Source organism: Bradyrhizobium sp. ISRA442 (genome assembly GCF_038085055.1).
In the GTDB taxonomy this organism is placed as follows: Bacteria; Pseudomonadota; Alphaproteobacteria; order Rhizobiales; family Xanthobacteraceae; genus Bradyrhizobium.
Genome location: NZ_JALGCN010000018.1, coordinates 86,540 through 111,280, shown reverse-complemented (window position 1 = coordinate 111,280; position 24,741 = coordinate 86,540). Strand labels below are relative to the sequence as shown.

At 64.0% G+C, this 24,741-nt stretch carries 24 protein-coding genes; 9 read left to right on the top strand and 15 right to left on the bottom strand.

The features are described 5' to 3' along the window. Positions 1 to 31 precede the first annotated feature (31 nt). The 5 genes from MTR72_RS29760 to MTR72_RS29740 all read left to right on the top strand — a co-directional run bounded on the left by MTR72_RS29760 (position 32) and on the right by MTR72_RS29740 (position 3,655). On the top strand, positions 32 to 1,060 hold the full coding sequence (locus tag MTR72_RS29760) for a TRAP transporter substrate-binding protein (protein ID WP_280966995.1): 1,029 nt from the start codon (positions 32 to 34) through the stop codon (positions 1,058 to 1,060). A 25-nt stretch (positions 1,061 to 1,085) separates the two neighbouring features. Then, entirely contained in the window at positions 1,086 to 1,634 is a 549-nt protein-coding gene (locus tag MTR72_RS29755) for a TRAP transporter small permease (RefSeq protein ID WP_280966994.1), read from the top strand. After that, on the top strand, positions 1,631 to 2,911 hold the full coding sequence (locus MTR72_RS29750; RefSeq protein WP_280966993.1) for a TRAP transporter large permease: 1,281 nt from the start codon (positions 1,631 to 1,633) through the stop codon (positions 2,909 to 2,911). Before MTR72_RS29755 ends, MTR72_RS29750 begins: the two co-directional genes overlap by 4 nt. Before the next feature lie 19 nt (positions 2,912 to 2,930). Next, the gene (aroQ, locus tag MTR72_RS29745; RefSeq protein ID WP_280966992.1) at positions 2,931 to 3,362 is read left to right on the top strand and encodes a type II 3-dehydroquinate dehydratase; all 432 of its coding nucleotides are present in this window, start codon (positions 2,931 to 2,933) and stop codon (positions 3,360 to 3,362) included. Positions 3,363 to 3,502: 140 nt separating this feature from the next. Next, positions 3,503 to 3,655 carry a hypothetical protein gene (locus MTR72_RS29740; RefSeq protein WP_280966991.1) on the top strand — a complete coding sequence of 51 codons (153 nt, stop codon included), beginning with the start codon at positions 3,503 to 3,505 and terminating at the stop codon, positions 3,653 to 3,655. 19 nt (positions 3,656 to 3,674) lie between these two features. Here MTR72_RS29740 and MTR72_RS29735 read toward each other — a convergent pair whose 3' ends face one another. The 7 genes from MTR72_RS29735 to MTR72_RS29705 all read right to left on the bottom strand — a co-directional run bounded on the left by MTR72_RS29735 (position 3,675) and on the right by MTR72_RS29705 (position 13,599). Then, positions 3,675 to 4,736: an MBL fold metallo-hydrolase gene (locus MTR72_RS29735; RefSeq protein WP_280966990.1), complete on the bottom strand. Its 1,062-nt coding sequence runs from the start codon at positions 4,734 to 4,736 to the stop codon at positions 3,675 to 3,677. A gap of 238 nt (positions 4,737 to 4,974) precedes the next feature. Beyond that, positions 4,975 to 6,018 carry a branched-chain amino acid ABC transporter substrate-binding protein gene (locus MTR72_RS29730; RefSeq protein WP_341511645.1) on the bottom strand — a complete coding sequence of 348 codons (1,044 nt, stop codon included), beginning with the start codon at positions 6,016 to 6,018 and terminating at the stop codon, positions 4,975 to 4,977. 503 nt (positions 6,019 to 6,521) lie between these two features. Further along, a complete protein-coding gene (locus tag MTR72_RS29725; protein WP_341511644.1) occupies positions 6,522 to 8,663 on the bottom strand; it encodes a methyl-accepting chemotaxis protein in 2,142 nt (713 codons plus the stop codon). A 174-nt stretch (positions 8,664 to 8,837) separates the two neighbouring features. After that, on the bottom strand, positions 8,838 to 9,566 hold the full coding sequence (locus MTR72_RS29720) for an outer membrane protein (protein ID WP_280966987.1): 729 nt from the start codon (positions 9,564 to 9,566) through the stop codon (positions 8,838 to 8,840). A 225-nt stretch (positions 9,567 to 9,791) separates the two neighbouring features. Continuing rightward, complete coding sequence (locus MTR72_RS29715; protein WP_280966986.1) at positions 9,792 to 10,112, bottom strand: hypothetical protein; 321 nt, start codon at positions 10,110 to 10,112, stop codon at positions 9,792 to 9,794. Positions 10,113 to 10,212: 100 nt separating this feature from the next. Beyond that, the gene (locus MTR72_RS29710) at positions 10,213 to 12,441 is read right to left on the bottom strand and encodes a fused MFS/spermidine synthase (protein ID WP_341511643.1); all 2,229 of its coding nucleotides are present in this window, start codon (positions 12,439 to 12,441) and stop codon (positions 10,213 to 10,215) included. A 198-nt stretch (positions 12,442 to 12,639) separates the two neighbouring features. Continuing rightward, on the bottom strand, positions 12,640 to 13,599 hold the full coding sequence (locus tag MTR72_RS29705; RefSeq protein ID WP_280966984.1) for a phosphatase PAP2 family protein: 960 nt from the start codon (positions 13,597 to 13,599) through the stop codon (positions 12,640 to 12,642). Between the two features lie 125 nt (positions 13,600 to 13,724). Between MTR72_RS29705 and MTR72_RS29700 the strand changes: the two genes are divergently transcribed. Further along, complete coding sequence (locus MTR72_RS29700) at positions 13,725 to 13,913, top strand: hypothetical protein (RefSeq protein ID WP_280966983.1); 189 nt, start codon at positions 13,725 to 13,727, stop codon at positions 13,911 to 13,913. Positions 13,914 to 14,082: 169 nt separating this feature from the next. Further along, positions 14,083 to 14,379, top strand: a complete 297-nt coding sequence (locus MTR72_RS29695) for a hypothetical protein (protein ID WP_280966982.1) — start codon at positions 14,083 to 14,085, stop codon at positions 14,377 to 14,379. 32 nt (positions 14,380 to 14,411) lie between these two features. Here the strand turns inward: MTR72_RS29695 and MTR72_RS29690 are convergent, their stop codons facing one another. From MTR72_RS29690 to MTR72_RS29655, 8 genes are all read right to left on the bottom strand, one after another. Next, the gene (locus MTR72_RS29690) at positions 14,412 to 15,350 is read right to left on the bottom strand and encodes an AEC family transporter (protein ID WP_280966981.1); all 939 of its coding nucleotides are present in this window, start codon (positions 15,348 to 15,350) and stop codon (positions 14,412 to 14,414) included. A 179-nt stretch (positions 15,351 to 15,529) separates the two neighbouring features. After that, positions 15,530 to 15,739: a hypothetical protein gene (locus MTR72_RS29685; protein WP_280966980.1), complete on the bottom strand. Its 210-nt coding sequence runs from the start codon at positions 15,737 to 15,739 to the stop codon at positions 15,530 to 15,532. After that, positions 15,736 to 15,900, bottom strand: coding sequence for a hypothetical protein (locus MTR72_RS29680; protein WP_341511642.1), 165 nt, complete (start codon positions 15,898 to 15,900; stop codon positions 15,736 to 15,738). The genes MTR72_RS29685 and MTR72_RS29680 overlap by 4 nt, the downstream gene beginning before the upstream one ends. A gap of 386 nt (positions 15,901 to 16,286) precedes the next feature. Next, entirely contained in the window at positions 16,287 to 17,906 is a 1,620-nt protein-coding gene (locus MTR72_RS29675; protein WP_341511641.1) for an ABC transporter ATP-binding protein, read from the bottom strand. A gap of 2 nt (positions 17,907 to 17,908) precedes the next feature. Beyond that, positions 17,909 to 18,748, bottom strand: coding sequence for an ABC transporter permease (locus tag MTR72_RS29670; protein WP_280966978.1), 840 nt, complete (start codon positions 18,746 to 18,748; stop codon positions 17,909 to 17,911). Further along, positions 18,745 to 19,716 carry an ABC transporter permease gene (locus tag MTR72_RS29665; RefSeq protein WP_280966977.1) on the bottom strand — a complete coding sequence of 324 codons (972 nt, stop codon included), beginning with the start codon at positions 19,714 to 19,716 and terminating at the stop codon, positions 18,745 to 18,747. The genes MTR72_RS29670 and MTR72_RS29665 overlap by 4 nt, the downstream gene beginning before the upstream one ends. Before the next feature lie 95 nt (positions 19,717 to 19,811). After that, the gene (locus tag MTR72_RS29660) at positions 19,812 to 21,362 is read right to left on the bottom strand and encodes an ABC transporter substrate-binding protein (RefSeq protein ID WP_280966976.1); all 1,551 of its coding nucleotides are present in this window, start codon (positions 21,360 to 21,362) and stop codon (positions 19,812 to 19,814) included. 179 nt (positions 21,363 to 21,541) lie between these two features. Beyond that, on the bottom strand, positions 21,542 to 23,092 hold the full coding sequence (locus MTR72_RS29655) for a winged helix-turn-helix domain-containing tetratricopeptide repeat protein (protein ID WP_341511640.1): 1,551 nt from the start codon (positions 23,090 to 23,092) through the stop codon (positions 21,542 to 21,544). A 133-nt stretch (positions 23,093 to 23,225) separates the two neighbouring features. Here MTR72_RS29655 and mddA point away from each other — a divergent pair, with 133 nt between their 5' ends. Both mddA and MTR72_RS29645 read left to right on the top strand, forming a co-directional pair. Then, positions 23,226 to 24,008, top strand: coding sequence for a methanethiol S-methyltransferase (gene mddA, locus MTR72_RS29650; RefSeq protein ID WP_341511639.1), 783 nt, complete (start codon positions 23,226 to 23,228; stop codon positions 24,006 to 24,008). Between the two features lie 254 nt (positions 24,009 to 24,262). Continuing rightward, positions 24,263 to 24,685: a GFA family protein gene (locus MTR72_RS29645; RefSeq protein WP_280966973.1), complete on the top strand. Its 423-nt coding sequence runs from the start codon at positions 24,263 to 24,265 to the stop codon at positions 24,683 to 24,685. Positions 24,686 to 24,741: the final 56 nt, after the last annotated feature.

Below are 24,741 nucleotides of genomic sequence, written 5' to 3'. Positions count from 1 at the left end.
CCTAAAGAAAAGGTCAGCAGGGGAGGCGGCGATGCGCGTTCGGTTCGAAGGTTTGGCTTGGGTGGTGGCGATCGGCGCGATCGCATTTGGCACGATGGGAGCGGCCTCGGCTCAGAACATCCAGGAGCGCACCATCCGCTGGGGGCACCTGAACAACACCGATCATCCCGTCAGCAAGGGCGTGCAGAAATTCGCCGAGATCGTCGCCGCCAAGAGCGGCGGCAAGATCAAGGTGCGCGAATATCCGGCCAATCAGCTCGGCAGCGAGATGCAGCAGCAGTCCGCGCTGCGCGCCGGTACCCAGGAGATGCAGTCGCCGGCGACGACCTCGCTGGTCGGCATCGTCAAGGATTTTGGCCTGATCGATTTTCCTTTCATCGTCTCGACGCCGCAGCAGGCTGACGCCCTGCTGGATGGTCCGCTCGGCGCGGCACTCCTGGCAAAGCTGCCGGAGAAGGGGCTCGTCGGCCTCGCCTATTGGGATCTCGGTTTCCGCAACGTCACCAACAGCCGGCGGCCGATCACCAAGGGCGAGGATCTCGACGGCATCAAGATCCGCGTGATCCCGAACCCCGTCTATCTCGAGACCTTCAAGGCCTTCAACGCCAACCCGGTGCCGATGAGCTTCTCCGAGCTCTACAGCGCGCTCGAGACGCGTACCGTCGATGGCCAGGAGAATCCGTTCTCGGTCATCCTCTCCAACAAGTTCTTCGAGGTGCAGAAATATCTCAGCGTCACCAATCACACCTATTCGACCAACATCATCCTGATCAGCAAGAAGTTCTGGGACCAGCTCTCCAGCGACGAGCAGAAGATCCTGCAGGACGCCGCGATCGAGGCCCGCGACTATCAGCGCAAGGTTAGCCGCGAGCAGGCCAAGGCGGCGATCGACGAGCTCAAGGCCAAGGGCATGGAGATCAACGAGATCGCGCCCGCCGAGCTGGCCCGCATGCGCGACAAGACCAAGCCGATCGCGGAAAAATTCTCCGCCGACTATGATCCGGCGATCGTCAAGCTGTTCAACAGCGAGCTCGACCGCGTGCACGCGCTGAAGCCGTAAGCCGTCTCGCCGCAGGCCAGCGATCATGAAAACGATAGTCGATGTCTATTTCCGGCTGCTGCGCGCGGTGATCGCGGTGCTGCTCGCAGTCATGGTCGTGCTGGTGTTCGGCAACGTGCTGCTGCGCTACGGCTTCAACTCCGGCATCACCATCTCGGAAGAGTTGTCGCGTTGGCTGTTCGTCTGGATGGTGTTCCTGGGCGCGATCATCGGCCTGAGGCAGCGCGCCCATCTCGGTGTCGACAGCCTCGTCAAGGCGTTGCCGCCGTTCGGACGCCGGATCTGCTACGGCCTCAGCCACGCGCTGATGCTCTATGCCTCCGTGCTGCTGACGGAAGGGTCATGGAAACAGACGGTGCTGAACTGGGACACGGTGGCGCCGGCTTCGGGGCTGTCTGTCGGGCTGTTCTATGCCGCTGGCATCGTGTTCGGCGCCTCCTCCTGCGTGATCATCGTCCACGAGCTTTACCGGCTCGTCACAGGACAGATCGCGGACGCCGATCTCGTCGCGGTCAGCGAATCCGAGGAACTGACACATTCCGCTGACGCCGCGGGCGGAAAGCTTCAGGCATGACCGTTGCCGTGTTCACCTTCTCGCTGCTCGCCGCCATGGCGATCGGCATGCCGATCGCGTTCGCGCTGATCATCTGCGGCGTCGCGTTGATGACCTATCTCGGCACCTTCGATTCCCAGATCGTCGCGCAGAACGTCGTCAACGGCGTCGATTCCTTTCCGCTGATGGCGGTGCCGTTCTTCATCCTCGCCGGTGAGGTCATGAACACCGGAGGGCTGGCACGGCGCATCCTGAACTTCGCGATCGCGCTGGTCGGCCATTTCCCCGGCGGCCTCGGCTATGTCGCGATCCTCACCTCCTGCATCCTGGCCTCGCTCTCGGGCTCGGCGGTCGCGGACGCCGCGGCGCTCGGTGCACTGCTGGTACCGATGATGGCCGCCGCCGGCCACAATCGCGCCAGTGCGGCCGGGCTCGTCGCGGCGGGTGGGATCATCGCGCCGGTGATCCCGCCGTCGATCGGCTTCGTCATCTTCGGCGTCGCCGCCAACGTCTCGATCTCGAAGCTTTTCCTCGCCGGCATCGTGCCGGGCGGCATGCTCGGCGTCGGGCTCTGCCTCGCCTGGTGGTGGGTGGTGCGCAAGGAAGCCCCTGCGCGCCTGCCGCGCAAGAGTTTTGCTGAGATCTGGCGCGCGCTGATCGACGGATTCTGGGCCTTGATGCTGCCGATGATCATCATCTTCGGCCTGCGTTTCGGCATCTTTACGCCGACGGAGGCCGCCGTCGTGGTCGCGGTCTATTCGCTCGTGGTAGCTATGGGGGTCTATCGCGAGCTCAAGCCGTCGCAACTCCCGGCGCTGCTGGTCAGCACGGCGCAGACCACCGCTGTCGTGATGTTCCTGGTCGCCGCCGCGCTGGTCTCGTCCTGGCTGATCACGGTCGCCGAGATCTCCGATCAGATCGTCGCGCTCGTAAAGCCGTTCGCCGGCAACCAGACCCTCCTCACCATCGTGCTGATGATCATCGTCGTGATCGTCGGGACCGCGCTCGACATGACGCCGACGATTCTGATCCTGACGCCGATCCTGATGCCGATCGTCAAGCAGGCCGGCATCGACCCGGTGTATTTCGGCGTGCTCTTCATCATCAACAACGCCATCGGGCTGATCACGCCGCCGGTCGGCGTCGTGCTCAACGTGGTCTGCGGTGTCTCCCGCATCTCGATGGACGACCTGATCCGCGGCGTCTGGCCGTTCATGATCGCGCAGCTCGCCGTGCTAGGCTTGTTGACGCTGTTTCCCGTTCTCGTCACCGGCCCGGCAAAGTGGTTCGGCGGATAGTTTTCGAAAGGACCTGACCATGAAGCGCGTGATGATCCTCAACGGTCCCAATTTGAATCTGCTGGGTATCCGTGAGCCGCATATTTACGGCACGACGACGCTCGATCAGATCAAGGCGAGCTGCGAGCAGAATGCCGCAAAGCTCGGGCTCAGCCTCGCCTTCCACCAGTCCAACCATGAAGGCGTCATCGTCGACCTGATCCAGTCGGCGCGGCAGGATGCGGACGCCATCATCATCAATCCGGCCGGCTTCTCCTTCACCTCGGTCGCGATCATGGATGCGATCAAGGTGTTCGAGGGCCCGGTGCTAGAGGTGCACATCTCCAACATCCACGCCCGCGACGAATATCACCGACACTCGAAGATCTCGTTCGTGGCGACCGGCGTGATCTGCGGTCTGGGCCCCTACGGCTATATCGCGGCCATGCACACGATCGCGCAGATGAAGTGAGCCGCCCGGAAGGACTTTAGGTCAGGCCTGCCTTCCGCATGCCGTCGACGAAGCGCTCCATCAGCTCTCCGGTCTGGTATGAAACGGCTGTCCTGATCCAGTCCCCCGTGAGCTGAGGCTGTACCCGCAAATGGACGCGATTGCAGGACTATAGCGACGAGATCGCAACTTCGCGCATCTATGCCGGATTCCACTATCGCTTTTCGACCGAAGCCGGGAAGGACATGGGCAGGAAGATCGGCGAGCTGACGGTCAGCACCCAGCTTCGCGGCGCGATCGCCGCTGCAAAGTGAGGCAATGAAGACCTGCGCTTCAGGTTGTTCTGAAGCGCAACACGCCGTCCTTCTCTTCTGCGGTCAGGCGGCCTTCGACCAGCATGTAGTTGACGTGGGCGACCAGTTCGCCGGCGGCGAAGCCCATCTGGTGCTCGTCAAGCACGTGCTTGTTGAACACCACGGGCACCAATGCCCGCGAGGTCTGCGGTACCTCGCGGCAAGCTTCGGCGATCAGCCGGCAGCGCTCCTCATGGTGGTCGGCGAGCTGCTTGATTCGGGTCTTCAGGCCGTAGAACGGCACGCCGTGGCCAGGCAGCACCAGCACGTCATAGGGCAGCGTCGTGGTGAGGCTCGCCAGCGAGGCCAGATATTCGCCGAGCGAGTTCTGGTCCGGCTCGACCGCCCAGACGCTGACATTCGGCGAAATCTTGCTCAGCACCTGATCGGCGGAAAGGAACAGCTTGTCGTCGGCGCAGTAGAGCATCACCTGGTCGAGCGCGTGCCCGCCGCCCGTGACCACCTTGAAGCGGCGCGTGCCGATCACGACCTCGTCGCCATGCGAGATGCGGCGGTAGGACGGCGGCAGCACCGAGACTCGCTTGAGATAATCCTGGCCGCGGCCGAGCAGCTTCTCGGTGAGCGACTCGTCCATGCCGTGACGGCGGAAGAACAGCCGCTGCGCATTGCGCCGCTCCTCGGTGCCGCGGTTCTGGTGGTAGACCGACTGCAGGTATTCCACCTGCGACATCACCAGCGGGCAGGTGAACCGCTCGACGATCCAGCCAGCGAGCCCGACATGGTCGGGATGCGAATGGGTCACGATAAGCCGCGTGATGTGGACGCCCTTCAGCGGGCCGTCGAACAGCTTTGTCCAGGCCTCGATCGTCTCCTCGTTGCCGAAGCCGGAATCCACCATCGCGTAACCATCGCCGTCGGCGATGAGGTAGATGTTCACGTGGTTGAGACGGAACGGCAACTTGAGCCGCACCCACAACACGCCGGGCTTCACCTCAACGACCTCTTCGGGGCCGGGATGCTGCTCCCAGGGATAGCGCAGGGCCTCGGCCGAGGACTGCACGATGTCGGTCTTCGAATGCATGCTATCGGCTTAAACCCACTGGCGCCGCCGCGCCAGCCGAAAAACGCCGCGAAGCGGCGTGCATAGCCGTCATTCCGGGGCCGGATTTTTCCGCGGCCCGGATGAAGCACAGCGAAATCCGGTAAAACCCGTGCGAAAGGCCCCGGGTTGCGCGGACCTGTCTTCGCGCAGGCTTGGCGCCGACCGTTGGCTCCTCGACGCTATAGCATTACGGCGCAATCAAAAGGCTGTCCGCGACTTAGCGCGGGATCAGTGCGACCTGGCTGAACCGGTGATTCTTCACCACGTGGAGAGCGGTGACTGCGCTGACATTGTCGCCCTTCTCATCCCACCTGACAGGCTCCGGATAGGCGATGCCTCGCCATTCGGTGTGCCGAATTGCGTCACCAACCGAAGCCCGGTCGGCCCGGCGGCCCACAGTTCGGATCGCCGAGATGAGCAGCTTTGCTGCGTCGTAGGCGTTGACCGCATAGTTGCCGATCTGACCGAATCTCTGCTCATAGCGGGCGGCGAATTCGCGCGATCCCTGCACGCGGCCGATCTCGGGGCAGGCAGAGAGAACGAGCACGCCTTCTCCCGCTTCGGCGGCGGCTCCGGCAGGCTCGAGGAAATTGACGCGATCCCAGCAGCCGTCTCCAGTGGCAAGCAGCACGTCCCTGCCGCGCGTCCGCATCGTGCGCAGCAGCGGTGCACCCTCGAACGTGCCGCCATAGAAGAGTATGTCAATGCCGCGCGGCAGTTGCTCGACCAGCGCTTCGAACTTCGTCTCTCCCTCCTCGACGCGGTGACACGACAGGGTCTTGCCGCCGAGCCCGTCGAAGGCGCGCGCGAATTCGTGACCCATGCTCGTTCCGTAGGTCGTTCCGCTCACCACGACGCAAGCCCGCCGCTTGCCGGTGGCGATGAGATGTTGCGCGATCGCGGCGGCCGTCGCGTCATCGCGGTTGGTGAAACGGAACACGTTACGCCAGCCGGAATCGGTGAGCGTCGGATTGGACACGATCGGCGCGATCAGAGGCAGGCCGGTGTCGTAAAGCGGCGCTGCCCGCAGCGTGATGTTGCTGTTGTAGTGGCCGAGCAGCGCCACGATCGACTCGTCTGCGACCAGGGAGCGGGCAATCTCGACGCCGGTCTCCTCGTCGCCGCGATCGTCGATGATGTCGATGCCGATTTCAGGCTGGTCCCGTGCCGAGTCCTCGACGGCCATCCGGGCGGCCTGCGCCATCTCACGCCCGAGAGCGGCAGCAGGTCCGGACAGCGGCGCGGCAACGGCAATCTTCATGACAGCCGCTCCACTGGCGTTACCCGGCGCTCACAAGGGAAGGCTTCATTCATAATGTGCCTCTGCGCTACGCCCCCGAGGCTGCGTGACAGGCGCTTGCCATGCGGCGTTTCGCCCGTCCGACAGCGAGGTCGCGTTTCGCGCGCCGTCTTGTCTTGACGCTGGAGCGTCCTTTGGACGGCTGGGGAACCCACAGTTTGATGGCGAGCGCCGCCTCCTCGACCGGACGTCATCTGGACAATCGAGGCGCGCCGATCCCGTTCCGATTTTTCTTGCTGCCAACAAATCAAACCTGCGCGCAGCAGATCGCATCAGCGGATCGCGCCGCGGCTTCGGAGGGACAGCATGGGTCCGCCGCTCTGCATGCAAGGCCGGGCGAACTACTCAGAAGTCATTCCGGGGTGCGCGCGAGCGCGAACCCGGGAAATCCGGAGGTGCGAGATCCCCCATTGCGCAATTTGCGCAATGGGGTTCGGGGCTCTCGCGCCGCCCCGGAATGACAATCAGGCCGCCCGCATGTTGTTGAGGAACGCGTCGATCTCCGAGCGCAGCGTGTCGGCCTCGCGGCGGAGCGCGTCGGAGGCGCTCAGCACTTCGCCGGCGGCAACGCCGGCTTCGGCGGAGGCGGTGGAGACGCCGATGATGTTGCTGGAGACCTCGCTGGTGCCGCCGGCCGCATGCTGGATGTTGCGGGCGATCTCGCGGGTTGCCGCGCCTTGCTGTTCGACGGCCGCGGCGATCGCCGTGGTCACATCGTTGATCTCGCCGATGGTCTGACCGATGCCACGGATAGCGCCGACCGCCGACGTCGTGACTTCCTGCATGCTCACGATCTGGGTGCGGATTTCCTCCGTCGCCTTCGCGGTCTGGCTCGCCAGACTCTTGACCTCCGAGGCGACCACGGCGAAGCCGCGGCCGGCTTCACCGGCGCGCGCCGCCTCGATGGTGGCGTTGAGCGCGAGCAGATTGGTCTGCGAGGCGATGGTCTGGATCAGGTCGACCACGACGCTGATGCGGCTCGCGCTGTCGGCGAGGCTCTGCACGGTGGTGTCGGTGGCGCCGGCTTCGCTGACCGCCTTCTTGGCGATCTCGGCCGAGGTGACCACCTGGCGGCTGATCTCCTGAATCGAGGATGAGAGCTGCTCGGTCCCGGCCGACACGGTCTGCACGTTGACCGAGGTCTCCTCGGCGGCCGAGGCCACCGCGCTGACCAGCGCGTTGGACTGGTCGGCCGTATTCGACATGCTCTGCGCGGTCGCCTGCATCGAATTGGCCGATTGCGCGAGATTGTCGAGCGCGGTGCGTACCATGCCCTCGAACTCGGCGATCTTCGCCTCCATGCGCGCGGCGCGCTCGGCCTTGGCGACGCGGTCCTTGTCCTGCTCGCTCGACAGTGCGCGGGCCTCGATCATGCTCTGGCGGAACACCTGGAGCGTGTCGGTCATCGTGCCGATCTCGTCATCATGCTTCGCGCGGGCGATGTCTGCGTCGAGATCGCCGGCCGAGAGCAGCTCCATCGCGCGCTGCAGCGAGCCGATCCGGCGCAGAATGTTGCGCCCGACATAGAGCCAGACGAACAGTGCCGAGCCGACCAGCGTCAGTGCGCCGAGCGCCAGCATGGCTGACGTGGCGAGCGAGATCTGCTGGCGGGCTTGGAAGGTCGACGCGTTGGTCTCCTTCTGCACGGCGTCGACGAGCTGCTGCACGCTGATGCCGAGGCCGACATTGAGCTTGCGCGTCTCGTCCAGAATGGTCTGGCCGTAGTCGATGGAGTCGAGCTCCTTCTCACGCAGGTTGAACACCCCGGTCTTGCCGATGCCGAGCGCGAGCAGCTTTTCCGCCGTCTCGCGCAGCATCTTGGTGCCCTCGTTGTTCGGCAACAGATCGAGGTTGGACCGCAAGCGTCCCTGTGCCGTCTTGAATTCCTTCTGGATGTCGTCGAGCTTGTCGCTCGTGTTCGCCGACAGCGCCGCGCTCATGTCGGCGGCGACGAGATTGCCGCTGGCGACGACGTTGCCGAGCTGGCCGACGGTCTGTGCGGCTTCGGTGGCATCTTCGGCGGAGAGGTTGGCCGATCCGAGAATGGCGTTGACCTGGGTCTGGGCGTTCAGCATCGCCGGACTGGCCGCGCCGACGAACGCGCTCTGCGCGCTGCGCAGCGCGTCATATTGCTTGTCATGGAGGGCGGCGATATCCAGCCGCTCGCGGGCGGCCTTGGCCAGGCTCTGGGCCGCCTCGTTGATGCTCTTGATGGTCTCGCTGAGCCCGGAGACGACGGTCTTGTCGGCGCCGAGCTCGATGATCTCGCCAAGCTTCTGCTGCGTCTGCTCCTGCAATTCCCTGAGCTTCCTGGTGTGCTCGTTCAGGGCGTCCTCGCTTTGAGCTGCAAGCAGCGCCGGTCCCTGTGCGGCGAGGCCAGCGCTCAGTGCCGACAATTGCAGGCTTGCGGCTAGACGCGGAATGTCCCGTCCGCTCAGCTCGGTCATGCGTCCGCCGAGATTTTGCAGCACGAGGCCGGCACCGGCCGAGATCACCAGGCCCATGCCTGCGATCACCGCGAAGGCCGCGAACAGGCTGCCGCGCACGCCCCATTTCGGCAACGAGAAACGAGGCCGGAAACGGCCAAGGCCCAGACGGATCGCCATCGATATTCCCCCAACTCTTTCTTGTTTTCAGGGCGCAGTATCGTCGGGGCCGGTTAAGAAATCGCAATTTGCCCAATTGCTTGCGCGCGTTCCGCAGAGCGAAAAAGGCAGAATGAAAAAAGAGGGGCCGGCAAGCATGCCGGCCCCTCGTCAGGATAAGGTTTTGCTAACCGATCAGTAGCGCGCGACGACCGGGCCTGCCCAGTTGAAGCGGTAGTTGAGACCTGCCTTGACGGTGTGATCGTCGGTCGTGAAGCTGCCGGCCGCAACGAGCGGACCGGGCGCGGTGAAATGCGCGTCGCCGAAATTGTAATATTGGTACTCGGCCTTGGCCGACCAGTTCGGCGCGAACATGTATTCGATGCCGGCGCCGACGGTGTAGCCGTTGCGGTGATCGCCATCGATGACGAAGCCGACCGGTACGCCGCCGAGCGTCACCTTCTCGTTGTTGTCCGAATAGGCGTAGCCGCCCTTCACGTAGACGAGGCCCGGACCCCAGGTGTAGCCGACGCGACCGGTGATCGAGCCGAGCCCGCGCTGGTCGTTGGTGTAGGCAAATCCGCCGGGGAATACCGCGCCGACACTGCCGGAGAGCCAGGAATACTGGCCCTCGAGGCCGACCACGAAGTTCGGGTTCATCTGCCAGTCTGCGCCGACCTGCACGCCGCCCAGGAAACGGCCGTTGCCGTTGTTGCCGGTCGAGAGGCCGTTGAAATTGTTGTCGCTGGAGAACGCGCCGCCGAGATGGGCGCCGAGATAGAATCCGGTCCAGTTGTAGATCGGCGCGGCATAGGCCGGCGCAGGCGACTTGTAATAGTTGCGGGCGCCGAGATCGGCACCGACGGCCGGCGCGGCTGCGCCCACCACGAACAGCGCCACGGTCGCAAACAGGATCTTCTTCATCGTCTTAGAACTCCAACACTTCATTCCCGGCAGGCGCGCTTGCCGCGCCGTCGTTGCTTTCGCAGATAGCTCGCTTTTGACGAAAATGCTGTCACATCCGTGGCACAACAGCAGCCAACCCAACTTGTTGGGTCGTAAATGGTTTTTTGTGCTTAATGGCGGCTTAAGAAACGCTGAAGGAAGGCTTAACGTTGCGCGCGCAGCGCCGTCTGCATGCGCCGCTCGTTAACCAAGACGGCGCCGCACCTCGTCGCACATTTGCGCGCGGAATGCCGCGCGCCGTGCGGGGCGGTCTTGCTCGCGCACGTCGTGGCGATCGAACACATTGAAGTTCTCCAGGATCGGATGGCGCTCGCTTGCCATCGCGAGCACGCGCAGCACCTTGGTCGCGGCCGGTGTCGGTCCGCTCACCTCCCAGCGCCGGATCGTGTCGGCGCCGCCCTTGTCTGGCAATCCGCACAGCTTCGCCATGTCGGCCGCGGTCAGCTTCCGCTCAATGGCGTCGGAGAGGTCGGTGCGAAGCTGCTTCAGTTCGGGGCCGGTCATGCTGTTCGTTCCGTAAGTGCGTCGAGCGGAACGCGCTAGGGGTGATTCGGGTTTATCCTGTGGCGATGACAGCAGACGTTCGGTCCTTTGCGAGGCGGACTCATTCCAGGCCGAGGAAGTAGCGCCACTCGGTGCCCATATTGTCGTCAGTGATCGGCGTCTCGCCTTCGGTTGCGGAAAGGAGCTGCGGGCATTGCTCGAACATCGGCCCGTCCTCGCGGTAATCGGTCATGAGCCGGTCGAGCACTGCCTGATCGGCTGCGTTGCCGGCGGCGAATTCGGGTTTGCCGTCGATGCGGTAGGCCTCGAGCGTCCTGCGCCAGCGGGCATGGTTCCAATCGATCGGCGATTGCGAGACGACCATGTGATTGAGGAAGTGGGCGCCATGGGCGAATGCGACGCAGGCGGTGCGCTGGGCGCGTCGCGAATTGGTGGTATTGTAGAGGTAGATGCCGCCCTCGTTGAGATGCCGCTTCACCAGCTCCATGAATTCGGACGACAGCAGATTGGATGCGTTGGCACGGAAGTGCCAGGTGGCGTTGACGACCACGGCATCGAAATGCGCCTCGGGATGATGGGTGAGCCAGCGGCGGCCGTCGTCTTCGATGATCCGGACCTTGGGATTGTTGAGGACTGATTTGACGTCGTCCTGCGCCGCGATGATCTGAAGATAGCCGCGGTTGATCTCGACGACGGTCAGCGAGGCGACATCCGGATTGTTGGCGATGACCTGGGCCCAGGAGCCGGAGGCGAGTCCGATCATCAGCACGTCGCGCGGCGCGCCGTGGAACAGGCTCAGCGTATAGGGGCGGATGATGCCGTTGCGGTCGTGCTTGACGTCGGTGTTGAAGGCGCCGTCGTACATGCCGTTGCCGAATACAGTGCCCTCGGTGTCGATAGTGATGATGCCGCTGTGGTTTTCCACGACTCTTGCGAAATCATGGTCGGCGATCGACTTGCTCTGGAGATTTTCCAGCAGCCGCTGCGCGAACAGGGCGTTCGCGGCGATGCCGAGAACGAGCACGCTGGTCGCGATGACGCCGAAGCGCAGACGCTCGCGCCGCGTCGCTGGATAAGAGTATGCGAGCACGAGGGCGCACAGCGTTCCCGCGATCAGCAGTAACACGGCCATTTGCTTCAGGCCGAAATAATCCGTCAGGACGAATCCAGTCAGCACCGCGCCCGTGGCGCAGCCGACAATGTTGGAGAAATAGAGCAGGGCGGTCTGCTGGCCCGCACCGGCGTCGGCGGCGATGCCGAATTGCGACAGATAGGGGAGCAGCGCGCCCCACTGCCGCGCGATCAGATAGGTCGCGATCACGGCGACGATCATCATGGCGGCAACGTTGCTGGCCAATTGTGCTATCAGCGGCAGGAATGCGGCGGCGAAGCCGTTGGCCCAGACCAGGTCCATCGCCGCGCGCGCGATTGCGTCTTTTGCGGACCGCGTCTCGCAGACCTGCCCGGCATGCTGGGCGCCGACGGCGATGCCGATCAAGAAGCTGCATAGTGTGATCGCAAAGGCGAGTGAGCTCGATCCTGAAGCGAAGGAAATGGTGCGGAACAGATAGATCTCGTAGGACAGCGAGATGAAGCCGCCGGCGACCGCGAGCGCGGAGACAAAGCCCATGCCGAGGACGGGTGCTGCCGTGCGGTGAATGGACACACCTGGCGAAGCGGCGGCCGGCGCACGGCCGATGACATGCGCAGCGATGGCGCCGAGGCCGACCGTGATATTGAGGCCGGCCGCGATCATGATCGCACTATGCATGCCGAGGAAGGGGAAGATCAGCACGCCGGACATCAGGCAGGCAGCGCCGGCGCCGAGCGTGTTGACGAAATACAGCGTGCCGACTGCGCTGCCGATCTGGCCGGAGATCCTAACGAGATAGGAGACGAGGATCGGAAGCGTCGCGCCCATCATTAGCGTCGGCAGGAGCACGAGCAGAAGGTTGATCGCCGCGATCGCCGGCAGCGACATGTCGGATGTGAGCCGGCCGACCAGGTCGAAGACCGACAGCGACACCAGGCCGAAGGCGGCGGTCGCAAGCTCGATGGTCCCGAGCAGCAACAGCGGCTTGATATTGTCGCGCTTCGATAGCCAGCCTCCAGCGAGGCTGCCAAGGCCGAGCCCGAGCATGAACGCGGTGACGACGATGGTCACCGATTCCGTGTTGACGCCGAATATTCGGAACAGGCTGCGCTGCCAAGTGAGCTGGTAGATCAGCGCCGGGAAGCCTGAGAAAAAGAACAGGATGCAGAGGGTACGGATGCGCGCCGGTGCGGCAGCTTGAGGCGGCGAGGCCGCAGGCAGCTCGATCGTTGTCATCCTTGACCCCCTGGGGTTTCGATAGGACAACCTAGGGGCGAAAGGTAAGCAAAAGTTGCAGACTGTTGCGTAATGTCTCCGGATGTATCCATTTGCACGGACATCAGCAGACAGGGTTAAGCGAACGCCAACAAGGTGTCTTCGCGCGCAAGATCTTGGCAGCGGCCCTGCCCGGCGGTCGTGGCAGATCAATGCGCCTCAGGCTGATGCAACCGGCAGCGACGCGCTCGCCGCGGCCGGTGCGGCAAAGGGGCGCCGCTCGATCGACGATGCGAGTGCGATTGCGATGCCTGCGACGGCGATCCCGGCGAAGACGTCCACGAAATAGTGACCGCCAAGCAAGGGCGTCGCAATCAACATGGCGGCGCTCATCAAGAATGCCCATGGACGCATCCACCAGACGCCCCACCAGGCCCATAGCGCGAGAACTGCCGCCGCGGCATGAAAGCTTGGGAAGGTGACGATGCCGCCGATCTGCGAGACGACGAGAACATGCAGGTCTCCGCTCCTGATCACCGGCAGCCGCTCGAGCTGGATCAGGTAACCCGTCGCCTTGTACGTCGCAAATTCCGTCGGCAGGTCGTAGAGCTGGTACGTTCCGATCGCGGGTATGAGCGCCGACATGATCGCCACGATGCAGAGAGTCAGCAGCGTCGCCATCGTGAAACGTTGCAGCCGGACGGGGTGCCCCGTCAGCCCGAGGACAAGGGGCACGCAGAACGGCGGCAGCGCGATCGCGCCATAGGCCAGAAGTGCGTACGGCAAAAACTCGGTCCGCGCGGTCATGAACCGGTAGTAGGCGGCCCAGTCCAGTCCGAGCGCCCGATCCCAGTGATCCAGTGTCGCGTCCTGCAACGGCAGGCTCGCCGACGCCGCGACATAGGTCAGAAGGGCCGCAAGCATCGAGAGCAGGCCGAGCTGCGCAATGGAAACAACGACGAATGCAAGCCGCCAGCGGCTTTGCGAGAACAGGATATGGCCGGCCGCGACCAGGACAGCCGAAAGGCACAGCTCTCCCCATGTTTCTCCGTCAAGCTCAAGGGAGAAGCCGGCCATGGGCAAGGATATGCCGATGACCAGAGTCAGGGTTGCCAGGGCAATCCAATTCCGGAGATACAGGCCATAGGCTCTGGTGTGGTGCTCAAACCCGTCCGGCATTTCAATTCCATTTCACGTCCGCCGACGAGATAGCGCATACAACCTAAGAACGATCGTATTCGTATCTACAATTGTAGAGTCAAAACCATCTAAAATTGTTATATGGTTCCGGTTCGCGCGACAGAATGTCGCAGCGCGCCCGAGGTCGAGAAGGACGTGCTCTCCGATGTCGCAGGCTCGGCAAGCAGATCGGCCGGATCGCCGACGCGCTGCTCGCCGTGATCGAGCATCCCGGAGCGCATCGCGATGACGTGATCGGCGACGACAAGGCGATAGCGGCCTTCAAGGCTATGATGCCCGCGGTCGCGTCCTGAAGGAGCGGCATAACTGCAACGCGTGCCGCCCGATGCGGCGCCGATCGGACAGTTCCTGCGCAATCCGGCACATTTCCGCCGGCCCGGCGTTGTCAGCTTGGCACGTACAACGGCCGTCCGATCAATCAACGGTCGCTGCGACGGGGCAGCGTCGACGAAAGGATCCGCCATGACACGCATCAGACTCGCCACTGCCGCACTCGTCGCTGTCGGGTTGCTCGCCGCGCCCTTCGCTGCCGAGGCGAAGAAGCACAGTGCCGCCAGACATCATGGCACGCGCGTGGTGGCTCCGACTTATGGCAGCGGCGCCGCAGCGCCGGTAGCAACGCAACCCAGGACTTACGGCAGCTCCGGCCAGTCGGTCGGGACAGTCACCGCTCCATCGGTCGGAACGTATAACTGGCCCTCGGTCGGGGTGACCAACGCGGTCCCTACCTGGCGCAACACCAATCCGCCAATGCGATAGAGGGCGAGCCGGTCCAGCGCGACCCGACGGCCCTAGTGTGTGACCGTCGCCAGTCCGGACAGAAGGTAGAGCGCGACGAGCAGCGTCCCGACTGACAGAACCGTCGTGATCGACACCGTGGCCGCGACCAGCGCCTCCTCGACCTTGTGCTCGTGGGCCAGGACGTACACGGTTTTTGCGGTCGGCACCGCCGCGCAGACGACGGCGGCGACCGTGTAGAGTGGATTGAAGCCACAAACCAAACAAAGTCCGTAGACGATCAGCGGCATGATCACGAGCTTCACGGCCGCGAGCGCGAATGATGCCGTGAGGTTGGAGCGCAGGCCTTCGACGGACAGGCCGAGTCCGATGGCAAACAGCGCGCAAGGCGTGAGTGCGGCCGCGATCATGTTCAGATAGGCCGCGACCGGTTTTGGAATCGGCAAGCCCGAGACCGCCCATCCGAGACCGATGAGCGTCGACAGCACCATCGGATTGAGCACGATCTGTCTCACCAATCCGGCGGCGTGCGACGATCTGCGAGCGTCCCGCCGTTCCAGCAGGATGACCGTGATTGGGAACATCACGGCTGCCACGAACACCGTTGCCACCGCGGCCGGCAGAACGGCAGGCTGGCCGTAGATGGCGTGTAGGATCGGCAGCGCCACGAAGCCGGTATTGGTCATCGCTGCCGCCATTCCATAGATCGTGCTGCTGGCGAGATCATGCTTTCCGCCAGCGCGAACCGCCAGGAAGACGAGCGCGAAGCAAAGGAGGGAGCCACCGCCGAATGCGAGCAGAAAGCGCCACTCCAGCAGATTGCGTGCGGGCTCCTGGGCGATCGTGACGATCAGCAGCGCCGGCATCGCCACGTTGTAGGCAAAATGCACCAGGGCGTCGGCAAGCGAGCGGGAGAGATAGCCGAGCTCCCCGGCCAGCCAGCCGGTGACGATGATCGCGAACACGGGAAGGACCAGGCCAGCGACTTCCATCCGGCTTCCCCCTTCATGCCTGCTTATCGGCGACGCTCAGACGGCGCACACGGCATGTTACTCCGGGGATGTCGTGTCGTCACCGCTGGGTCCTCGACGGGCGCTTCGCCGCTGTACAAGATGGCTGGTTTGCGATGAGGCTTGCGCGTATAGGCGTGCTCGGGGCACGGCAGAGCGGCCTAAGCTCCCCTGCCGTTCTGTTGGCCGATCACGCAGCGCCACGCCGCGAGGCGCTCCGCGGGATGCTGGTTCATCCATTCGGCGAGCTGCGGTGCGCCCATCAGACAGGACTGCACAGAGACGTTAGCGAAGTCCGAGGTGGTGACGATCTGCTCGTGGCAATTTGCCGGAGAGGAGAGGCTGCAGAGCACGGCGATGATCTTGATCACGAGAGATTGCCCCCGTCGTTGCCGCGAGTGATCGTTGCGTTGTCCTGCTGCGCGACCGGCTCGGCTGCCGGGAAGATGCTGTCATATATCGCGCGTGCTTCCTTGATGAGGCGCGCTCGCTCGCGCTCGGATCTCGAGACAAACTGTATAACTTCGCCCATATTCGCTCCGTTCGCTCCAAACATTCGCAAGCAAATCCATCATGAGATGATGGATATCATTTGATCCTGAAGTAGGGTGCCACTTGCAGCTTTGAAGCTGGCTAGGCAATCACGATGGGATAAAAAGCGCGTGACTGCTCCGGACACTCTAGCGTTACCGGCTCTCTCGCGCCGGATTGTGAAGCTACTCACCACCTCGTGCGAGGCTTCAGCAGCCGGGCGAGCGAATGCTGGTGCCACCTTACCCCCTGCTGTCATCAGCAAGCGCAGTCGCCCGGAGCAAATGCTGCTGGATCGAATATGTTTCGTCTCGGCCAGTGCGCAAATCTTTGGAACCATCTCAAAGTTCGACGAACCCGTGGCGGCACCGGCGCGCGACCGATCGCTCACGCCGCGGGCGCGCGCTGCTTCCGTCCCGGCACCGCCGCCAGCAGCTCGCGCGTATAGACGTGCTCGGGCGCGGCGAAGAGCTGCGCCGTCGGCTTCAGCTCGACGATGGCGCCGCGCTGCATCACCGCGATGCGGTCGCAGATTTGCGCGGCGACGCGTAAGTCGTGGGTGATGAACAGCATCGACAGGTCGAGGCGGGCCTTGAGGTCTTCGAGCAGCTTCAAGACCTGCGCCTGCACCGAGACGTCGAGCGCGGAGACCGCCTCGTCGGCGACGATGATCTCAGGATCGAGCGCGAGCGCGCGCGCAATTCCGATGCGCTGGCGCTGGCCGCCGGAAAATTGATGCGGGTAGCGGTCGAGCGCGCCGGCATCCAAGCCGACCATCTTCAGGAGATCGCGGGCGCGTGCGAACGCCGCCTTCGACTCGGTGCCCGCCGCGATCGGGCCGTCGGCGATGATGTGTCCGATCTTGCGGCGCGGATTGAGCGAAGCGAACGGATCCTGGAAGATCATCTGGATGCGATGGCGCTCGGCGCGCAGCGCCTTGCCTTGGAGCGAGGTGAGATCTGTCTCGCCGATCCGCACCGTGCCGCGGTCAGGCTCGATCAGCCGCATCACGAGGCGCGCTACCGACGACTTGCCGGAGCCGGATTCGCCGACGAGGCCGAGCGTCTCGCCTTTCAGGATGGTGAAATTGACCTCGCACGCCGCATCGACGCGGCGGTCCTCGCGGAACCAGCCGCCCGAGGTGACGTAAGTCTTGTCCAGCCCGATTACCTCGACGGCCTTGGCCCGATCGTCGAGCGGGGTGCGCGCCGGCGGGTCCATCGACGGCACGGCGGCGAGCAGCGCCTTTGTGTAGTCGTGCTGCGGCTGATCGAAGACGGCCGAGGCGGGACCCTCCTCGACGACCTTGCCATGGCGCAGGACCACGACCTGGTCGGCGATGTCTGCGACCACGCCAAAATCATGGGTGATGAACATCACCGCCATGTTGCGGCTCTGCTGGAGATTGCGGATCAGCTTCAGGATCTGGGCCTGTGTGGTGACGTCGAGTGCGGTGGTCGGTTCGTCCGCGACAAGCACCACAGGCTCGAGCGCGAGCGCCATCGCGATCATGGCGCGCTGGCGCTGGCCGCCGGAGAGCTGGTGCGGATAGGCGCGCACGATCCGCTCGGGGTCGGGCAGGCCGACCTCGCGAGCCAGCGCCAGCGCCTTCGCGCGCCGCTCCTTGGGCGAGAGCAGGCCGTGCGCCTCGAACATCTCCGCCATCTGGTCGCCGATCCGCATCAACGGATTGAGCGCGGTCATCGGCTCCTGAAAGATCATCGCGAGCCTGCGGCCGCGCAGGTCGCGCCAGGCGTCGTCGTCGAGTCCCAGCAGGTCGCGGCCTTCGAACTGGATCTCGCCGGAGGTGACGGCAACCGTGTCCGGCAAGAGGCCCATCAGCGCATGCGCGCACATCGATTTGCCGGAGCCGGATTCGCCGACCACGCAGACGATCTTGCCGGGCTTCAGGTCCAGCGAGACGCCATCGACCGCGAACGGCCGCTCGGCGCCCTTCGGCAGCGCGATCTTGAGGTTCTTGATGGAGACGACGGGCGGGGTGGTCATCATCAGCGTCCTTCGCGCGACAGGCGCGGATTGAGCGCGTCGTTGAGGCCCTCGCCGATCAGGTTCAGGCCGAGCACCGAGAACAGGATGGCGACACCAGGGAACACGGTAATCCACCAGGCCTGCCGGATCACGGTGCGGCCGGCGCCGACCATGTAGCCCCAGGAGATCAGATTGGGATCGCCGAGGCCGAGGAACGACAGCGAGGATTCCAGCAGGATCGCGGTCGCCACCATCAGCGAAGCCAGCACGATCACCGGCGACAGCGCGTTTGGCAAAATCTCGCGCAGGATGATCCAGGTGCTGCTCTGGCCTGTGACCACGGCAGCCTGGACATATTCCCGCGTGCGCAGCGACAGCACCTCGCCGCGGACGAGGCGGGCGACCGGCGGCCAGCTCACCACCGCGATCGAGGCCACGATCGAATGGATCGAGGGCTGCAGGATCGCGACCAGCACGATCGCGAGCGCGAAGCTCGGGATGGTTTGGAAGAATTCGGTGAACCGCATCAGGGCATCATCGACCTTGCCGCCGAAATAGCCGGCCGTGGCGCCGATCGGAACGCCGACGATCAGTGCGGCCAGCGTGGAAACGAGTCCGACCAGAAGCGACACGCGTGCGCCAAAGATCATGCCGGCGAAGACGTCGCGGCCGAGCGCGTCGGTGCCGAGCGGCACGGTCGAGAGCGTGAAGGGTGGCAGGAACGGCCGCTGCACCATGCGCCAGGGCGAGTTCGGGAACAGCATCGGCCCGAACACCGCGACCGAGATCGCGAAGAGAAGGATGATGAGGCCGATGACGCCGCTCGGGCTGCGCATCATCGATGTCCAGAACTGTTTCATGCGGCGAATTCGATGCGCGGGTCGACCAGGCGGTAGACGAGGTCGGTGATGAGGTTGAAGATCAGCACCATGGCGGAGCAGATCACGAAGACGCCGAGCAAGAGGTTATAGTCGCGCTGCAAGAGCGCGTCGTACATCAGCCGCCCGATGCCGGGCCAGGCGAACACGGTCTCGGTGATGACCGCGCCGCCGATCAGCGTGCCGGAATGCACGCCGGCCAGCGTCACGACCGGCAGCAGCGCGTTGCGCAGCACGTGGCGACGCTGGATCACGGCATCGGACAGGCCCTTGGCGCGCGCGGTCTTGATGAAGTCGAGCCGCTTCACCTCCAGCATCGAGGCCCGCGTCATGCGGGTATAGGTCGCCATGAAGAACAGGCCGAGCGTCATCGCCGGCATGATCAGGTGCTTTGCGACGTCGATCACATGGGCGAAGCCCGTGAAGTTGCCGCCGACCGTGTCGTAGCCGAAGCTCGGCAGCCAATCGACCGCGACGGAGAACAGGAGGATCCCCATCAGCGCCACCCAGAAGATCGGCATGGCGTAGAAGATCAGCGCGAACACGGTGACGGCGGTATCGAGCCATGTCCCGGCGAAGCGCGCAGCTAAGGTGCCGAACAGGATGCCGAGCGCCAGCGAGATCGCGAATGCCGTCAGCGTGAGCAGCAGCGTCGCCGGCAGCCGTTCGAGGATCAGCTTCGACACCGGCGCCTGCTGGCGGAAGGAGAAGCCGAGATCGAAGGTGACGACACCCTTGACGTAGATGAAGAGCTGCTCGGGCAGTGGCTTGTCGAGACCGAACTTTTCCCGCAATTGCTTGACGAAGACCTGATCGCTGGCGCCGGCCTCGCCTGCCATCACGACCGCGGGATCACCGGGCGCAAGCCGGATCAGAAGGAAATTGAGGACGACGATCGCGAGCAGGACGATCGCGCCCTTCAGGACACGTTGAGCGACGAAGGAGAGCATTTTAGGGAGCCATGTTGGTGGTCGTAACTATGGCCACACGGGCGGGCCGTGGGCTCCCTCGCCCCGCTTGAGGGGAGAGGTGAAGTGGCAGGACATCACTTGTCGAGCCATGCGTCCTTGAAGCCGTCATTGACGCCGATCGCGGTGGTGATCAGGTTCTTGACCTTGCAGCGCGTGATGGTCGGGAATTGCAGCTCGAGCATCCAGGCCACCGGCACGTCCTCGACCAGGATCTTCTGCGCCTTCTCGTAGATCTCCTTGCGCCTGGCATCGGGCGTTGCGACCGCACCATCGGCAAAGAGCTTGTCGATCTCGGGATTGGAGTAGCCCTCGACGTTGTTGAACACCTGGCCTTTGGCAATCGCGCTGGAGACGTAGTTGCGTCCCACCCCGAGCGCGGGATCGCCGTATTGGTAGAGATAGGTGAAGGCGATGTCGTAGTCCCAGTCGCCGATCTTCTGGTTGCCGCCGGCAACATCGGTTGCGATCGTCTCGATGTTCATGCCGACGTCCTGGAGGTTCTGCTTCACGGCCTCGCCCCAGCGCTGCCAGGTCTCGCCATAGGCGAGGGGGAGCAGGCGGATCTTCTCGCCCTTGTAGCCGGCCTCCTTGAGCAGCGCCTTGGCCTTGGCCGGGTCGTACGGATATTTCGGCACGTCGTCGGTGTAGTACTTGATCGTCGAGGCCGACGGACCGGTGGCGACCTTGCCGAGCCCATTCCAGATCACGTCCTTGGCGAAATCGCGGTCGATTGCATACAGGATCGCCTGCCGCACCCGTTTGTCGGCGAGCGGTCCCTGACGATTGTTGAGCCAGAGCCAGGCCAGCGGCGAGAAGAACTCCCAGCCGGCGCCGGTGACGCAGGTGTCCTTCAGCTTGGACAGCCGCGGCACGTCGAAATTCTCAACCGAGCCGCCGGGCAGCACGTCGACCTTGCCGGTCTCGAACGCCACCGAGCGGGCGGCGGCGTCCGGGATGATCTGCCAGTAGATCTCGTCTAGATAGGGTTTGCCCTTCTCGTGGTAGTTCGGGTTTCTGACCAGGCGGATGAACGAGCCCTTCTGCCACTCCTTGAACATGAAGGGGCCGGTGCCGACCGGCGCGTTGTTGTAGGGATTGGTCTTCCAGTCGGTGCCTTCATAGAGATGCTTCGGCACCATCGGCATCGAGCCGACCTCGAAGATGCCAAGGAAGGGGCCGAACGGCTGCTTCAGCGTGAACACCACGGTGTAGTCGTCGGGCGCCTCGACCTTGTCGACCTGCACGAGATTATTGCGGGCGCGGGCGTGCGTCTGCTTCAGCATCTCGACCGAGAACAGCACGTCGGCGGAGGTGAAGGGCTTTCCGTCATGCCAGGTCACGCCCTTCCGAAGCTTGAAGGTGTAGGTCTTGGCGTCCTCGCTGACGCTCCAACTCTCGGCGAGCTCCGGCTGCGGCTCGAGCTTGGGGCTGTAGCGCAAGAGCCCCTCGAAGATGTTACCCGACACCATCTGGGTCGGACCATTCTGGATCATCGCAAGCATCAGGCCGGGCGGCTCGGGCTGGATCACCGCATTGATCACGCCTCCCGTCTTCGGCTCTTGCGCCGACGCCGTGGCCGTGAGGCCTGACGCGAGGAGGAGACCAAGCAACACTCGTTTCAGCATGACGTATCTTTCTCAAGCGCGGCCAGCCGCACGCGCTCCGCAACGTCATCGCGTGCAAAGGCGCGGCCAGCCCATCCCAGTCCCCATCCGTTATCGAGGCTCACACGGTCCCGTTCCGCGCCGCAAGATGAAAGTCTCGACAGTGACCGCTCAAAAAATGTACAGCTCGGGAGAGGGCCTCACTTCAGGCCAGCCCGCCGGAAGCCCTCCAGATAGTGCTCGCGGTCGGCCGCGTTGGTCCACGGCAGTTGCGTCGCGATCCAATGCAGCGAGATGTTGGGCTGGGTGCGCCGGAGTTCGCGGAGCGCCATCTCTGCAAGCCCCACATCGCCGGTCATGCCGGCGGAGACCGCCAGCACGCGATAGGCGCCGGTGAGGTCGCCGCGGTGGCGGATTGCCTCGCGCGCGAGCGCAATGGCTTCGTCATAACGCCGCTCGGTGAAGCGCGCATAGCCGGCGATGCCGTGATAGATCGCCAGCGACGGATCGCGCGGACTGAGCCTGATCGCCTTCTGCGCCGCTTCGAACGAATCCTTGGAACGGCCGGCATAAGACAGCGCCAGCGCGTAATAGCCCTGCGCCAGCGAGAAGTTCGGGTTGAGCGCGAGCGCCTGCTCGAACTCGGACAGCGCGTCGGCGAGCCCGCGCGTCGAGAAGAAGACGCTGCCGAGCGCGGTATGCGCCCAGGCATCCTCGTGGTCGCAGCGCACCGCGGCGAGCGCTGCGGCTTCCGCGATCGGAGCCGCCTTGGCAAGCTCGGCCCAGCCGAGATGGACGCCGAACATGTGGCTCGCCGCCAGCACCGACAGCGCCTGGCCGTAGGTCGGGTCGATCGCGACCGCACGTTCCAGCAGCGCCTGCGCCGCGATATGGTCCTGCGGCGTCACGCGCCAGTAATGCGACAGCGCCCGCATCACGAGGTCCCAGGCATCCAGGCTCGCTGGCGGCTTGCGGTGCGCGCGAAAATTCTCCGCCGCATGGATCTGCGGCTCGATCGCCGCGACGATCGCGTTGGTGATCTCGTCCTGCACGGTGAAGACGTCGACGAGCTCGCGGTCGTAGCGCTCGGCCCAGAGATGGCTGCCGGTGGTCGCGTCGTTGAGCTGCGCGGTGATCCGCACGCGGTTCTCCGCCTTTCGCACGCTGCCTTCGACGATGTAGCGGACGCCGAGTTCCTCGGCGATCTGCCGGATATGGACCGCGCGGCCCTTGTAGGTGAAGGACGAATTGCGGGCGATCACCAGGAACCAGCGCTGCTTCGACAGCGCGGTGAGAATGTCTTCGCTGATGCCGTCGCCGAAATATTCCTGCTCGGGATCTTCGCTCATGTTCTCGAAGGCGAGCACCGCGATTGCCGGTCGTGCGGGCGTCGGCCGCGCCGGCGACGATCCGCCTTCGGCTGGTGCGGGCGGGACAGCGGCTTCCGCCGCGACGTCGCCGACGAAGCGAAAGCCCTTACGCGGAACGGTCTTGATCAGCCGCTGTGCCGCGCCGTCGTCGCCGAGGGCCTTGCGTGCGGCGTTGATGCGGCTGTTCAGGGCGGAGTCCGAGACGATCCGGTCGCTCCAGACATGGCGGATCAGGTCATCCTTGCTGACCACGCGGGCGCGTTCGGTGACGAGATAGAGCAGCAGATCGAACACCTGCGGTTGCAGCGGAACCGTGGCGCCGTCGCAGGTCAGCTCGCGCAGGCCGTCGTCGAGCACATAATTTTCAAGGCGAAATCGCACGATTCTGTCATCTCAAGCAAAAATCAAAGTGGTCTCAGGCTAAAATCAATCGTCCGCAAAAGCTTAGACCGGTCCAATACGGCATGTTGCAGCGACCAAGCAGTGCCGACGCCTCGGCACAACGGAGCTGTCTATGACCCAATTTGATAACCACGTGCATTCTATCAGCCCGGATTTTGCGGGCTCTCGCATATTTAAATTCATCGCCTTTCTGTACGGAATTGCGGCGTATCTCGTGTTTTTCGTGACCGTTCTCTACGCCATCGGCTTCGTCATGGGGCTGGTGGTACCCAAGAGCATCGACACCGATACGCCCGCGGTCGAAGCCGTCATCATCAATCTTCTGCTGATGGCGCTGTTCGCCATTCAACACAGCGTGATGGCGCGCCAGCGGTTCAAGGCGTGGTGGACGCAAGTGATCCCCAAGCCCGTCGAGCGCAGCACCTACGTGCTAGCGGCGAGCCTGTCGCTGCTCCTCCTGTTCTGGCAATGGCGCCCGCTACCCGCGATCGTTTGGGATGTCGAAAATCCGGATCTCGCCGTCACACTGGTCACGCTGGCGCTGGCAGGCTGGGTGCTGGTCTTCACCTCGACCTTCGTGATCAATCATTTCGAGCTGTTCGGGCTGCACCAGGTGACCAATCATCTCCTCGACAAGGAAGCGCCGCCACCGCGCTTCAAGACGCCGCTGTTCTACAAAATCGTGCGTCATCCGCTCTATCTCGGCTTCATCATTGCGTTCTGGGCAGCGCCGACCATGACAGTGGGCCATCTGCTGTTCGCGGCCGTGACCACGCTCTACATCTTCGTCGGCATCGCGCTGGAGGAGCGCGATCTCGTCGACCTCTTCGGCGACGAGTACCGGGAGTACAAACAACGCGTATCGATGCTTATTCCCTGGCGCAGATCGGCGTAAGCCTGCGGTGCGGACCACGCCTCTCCTTGCTTGCGGGGAGAGGCCGACGCGCGCCGAGCGATGCAAAGCATCGTCCGGAGCGCGGCGGGTGAGGGGGAGCCTCCGCGAGTCGAACTCTCACCGCAATGGTGAAGCAGCCTCTCACCCCGACCCTCTCAGCGCGAGCGAAGCTCGTCGCGGCCCCGTAAGAACGGGGAGAGGGAGAAGAGGCAGCCCGCCTCGCCAAATTTCATTTTCACAAGGAGAGAACCCCAATGAAACATGTCGGAAATTGCTTCTGTGGCGCCGTCACGGTCGAGGTCACGGGCGCGCCGGAGGCGATGGGCTATTGCCACTGCCGCTCCTGCCGCTCGTGGTCGGGCGGACCCGTGAACGCCTTCAGCCTGTGGAAGCCGGAAGCCGTGCGCATCACGGCTGGCGCCGAGCATGTCGAGACCTACGCCAAGACGCCGCTCAGCCAGCGCAAATATTGCAAGAAGTGCGGCGGTCATCTCATGACCAATCACCCGCCGCTCGACATGATCGACGTGTTCGCCGCCACCATCCCCACGCTCACCTTCGCGCCCGCCGTCCACGTCAACTATGCCGAGACGGTGCTGCCGATGCGCGACGGCCTGCCCAAGCTGAAGGACTTTCCCGCCGAGTTCGGCGGCAGCGGCGAGATGATGCAGGAGTAGGCGAGACCGCGCAGGAGTAGCCAAGCGCACGCTGCGATCCCTTCTCCCCTTGTGGG

Coding starts and splice junctions, on each gene's coding strand:
- MTR72_RS29710 (WP_341511643.1), bottom strand. CDS start 12,441: ATGACAACGATCGAGCTGCCTGCGGCCTCGCCGCCTCAAGCTGCCGCA.
- MTR72_RS29750 (WP_280966993.1), top strand. CDS start 1,631: ATGACCGTTGCCGTGTTCACCTTCTCGCTGCTCGCCGCCATGGCGATC.
- MTR72_RS29705 (WP_280966984.1), bottom strand. CDS start 13,599: ATGCCGGACGGGTTTGAGCACCACACCAGAGCCTATGGCCTGTATCTC.
- MTR72_RS29645 (WP_280966973.1), top strand. CDS start 24,263: ATGAAACATGTCGGAAATTGCTTCTGTGGCGCCGTCACGGTCGAGGTC.
- aroQ (WP_280966992.1), top strand. CDS start 2,931: ATGAAGCGCGTGATGATCCTCAACGGTCCCAATTTGAATCTGCTGGGT.
- MTR72_RS29690 (WP_280966981.1), bottom strand. CDS start 15,350: ATGGAAGTCGCTGGCCTGGTCCTTCCCGTGTTCGCGATCATCGTCACC.
- MTR72_RS29760 (WP_280966995.1), top strand. CDS start 32: ATGCGCGTTCGGTTCGAAGGTTTGGCTTGGGTGGTGGCGATCGGCGCG.
- MTR72_RS29715 (WP_280966986.1), bottom strand. CDS start 10,112: ATGACCGGCCCCGAACTGAAGCAGCTTCGCACCGACCTCTCCGACGCC.
- mddA (WP_341511639.1), top strand. CDS start 23,226: ATGACCCAATTTGATAACCACGTGCATTCTATCAGCCCGGATTTTGCG.
- MTR72_RS29720 (WP_280966987.1), bottom strand. CDS start 9,566: ATGAAGAAGATCCTGTTTGCGACCGTGGCGCTGTTCGTGGTGGGCGCA.
- MTR72_RS29755 (WP_280966994.1), top strand. CDS start 1,086: ATGAAAACGATAGTCGATGTCTATTTCCGGCTGCTGCGCGCGGTGATC.
- MTR72_RS29725 (WP_341511644.1), bottom strand. CDS start 8,663: ATGGCGATCCGTCTGGGCCTTGGCCGTTTCCGGCCTCGTTTCTCGTTG.
- MTR72_RS29735 (WP_280966990.1), bottom strand. CDS start 4,736: ATGCATTCGAAGACCGACATCGTGCAGTCCTCGGCCGAGGCCCTGCGC.
- MTR72_RS29700 (WP_280966983.1), top strand. CDS start 13,725: ATGTCGCAGCGCGCCCGAGGTCGAGAAGGACGTGCTCTCCGATGTCGC.
- MTR72_RS29665 (WP_280966977.1), bottom strand. CDS start 19,716: ATGCTCTCCTTCGTCGCTCAACGTGTCCTGAAGGGCGCGATCGTCCTG.
- MTR72_RS29660 (WP_280966976.1), bottom strand. CDS start 21,362: ATGCTGAAACGAGTGTTGCTTGGTCTCCTCCTCGCGTCAGGCCTCACG.
- MTR72_RS29695 (WP_280966982.1), top strand. CDS start 14,083: ATGACACGCATCAGACTCGCCACTGCCGCACTCGTCGCTGTCGGGTTG.
- MTR72_RS29675 (WP_341511641.1), bottom strand. CDS start 17,906: ATGACCACCCCGCCCGTCGTCTCCATCAAGAACCTCAAGATCGCGCTG.
- MTR72_RS29670 (WP_280966978.1), bottom strand. CDS start 18,748: ATGAAACAGTTCTGGACATCGATGATGCGCAGCCCGAGCGGCGTCATC.
- MTR72_RS29680 (WP_341511642.1), bottom strand. CDS start 15,900: ATGGGCGAAGTTATACAGTTTGTCTCGAGATCCGAGCGCGAGCGAGCG.
- MTR72_RS29730 (WP_341511645.1), bottom strand. CDS start 6,018: ATGAAGATTGCCGTTGCCGCGCCGCTGTCCGGACCTGCTGCCGCTCTC.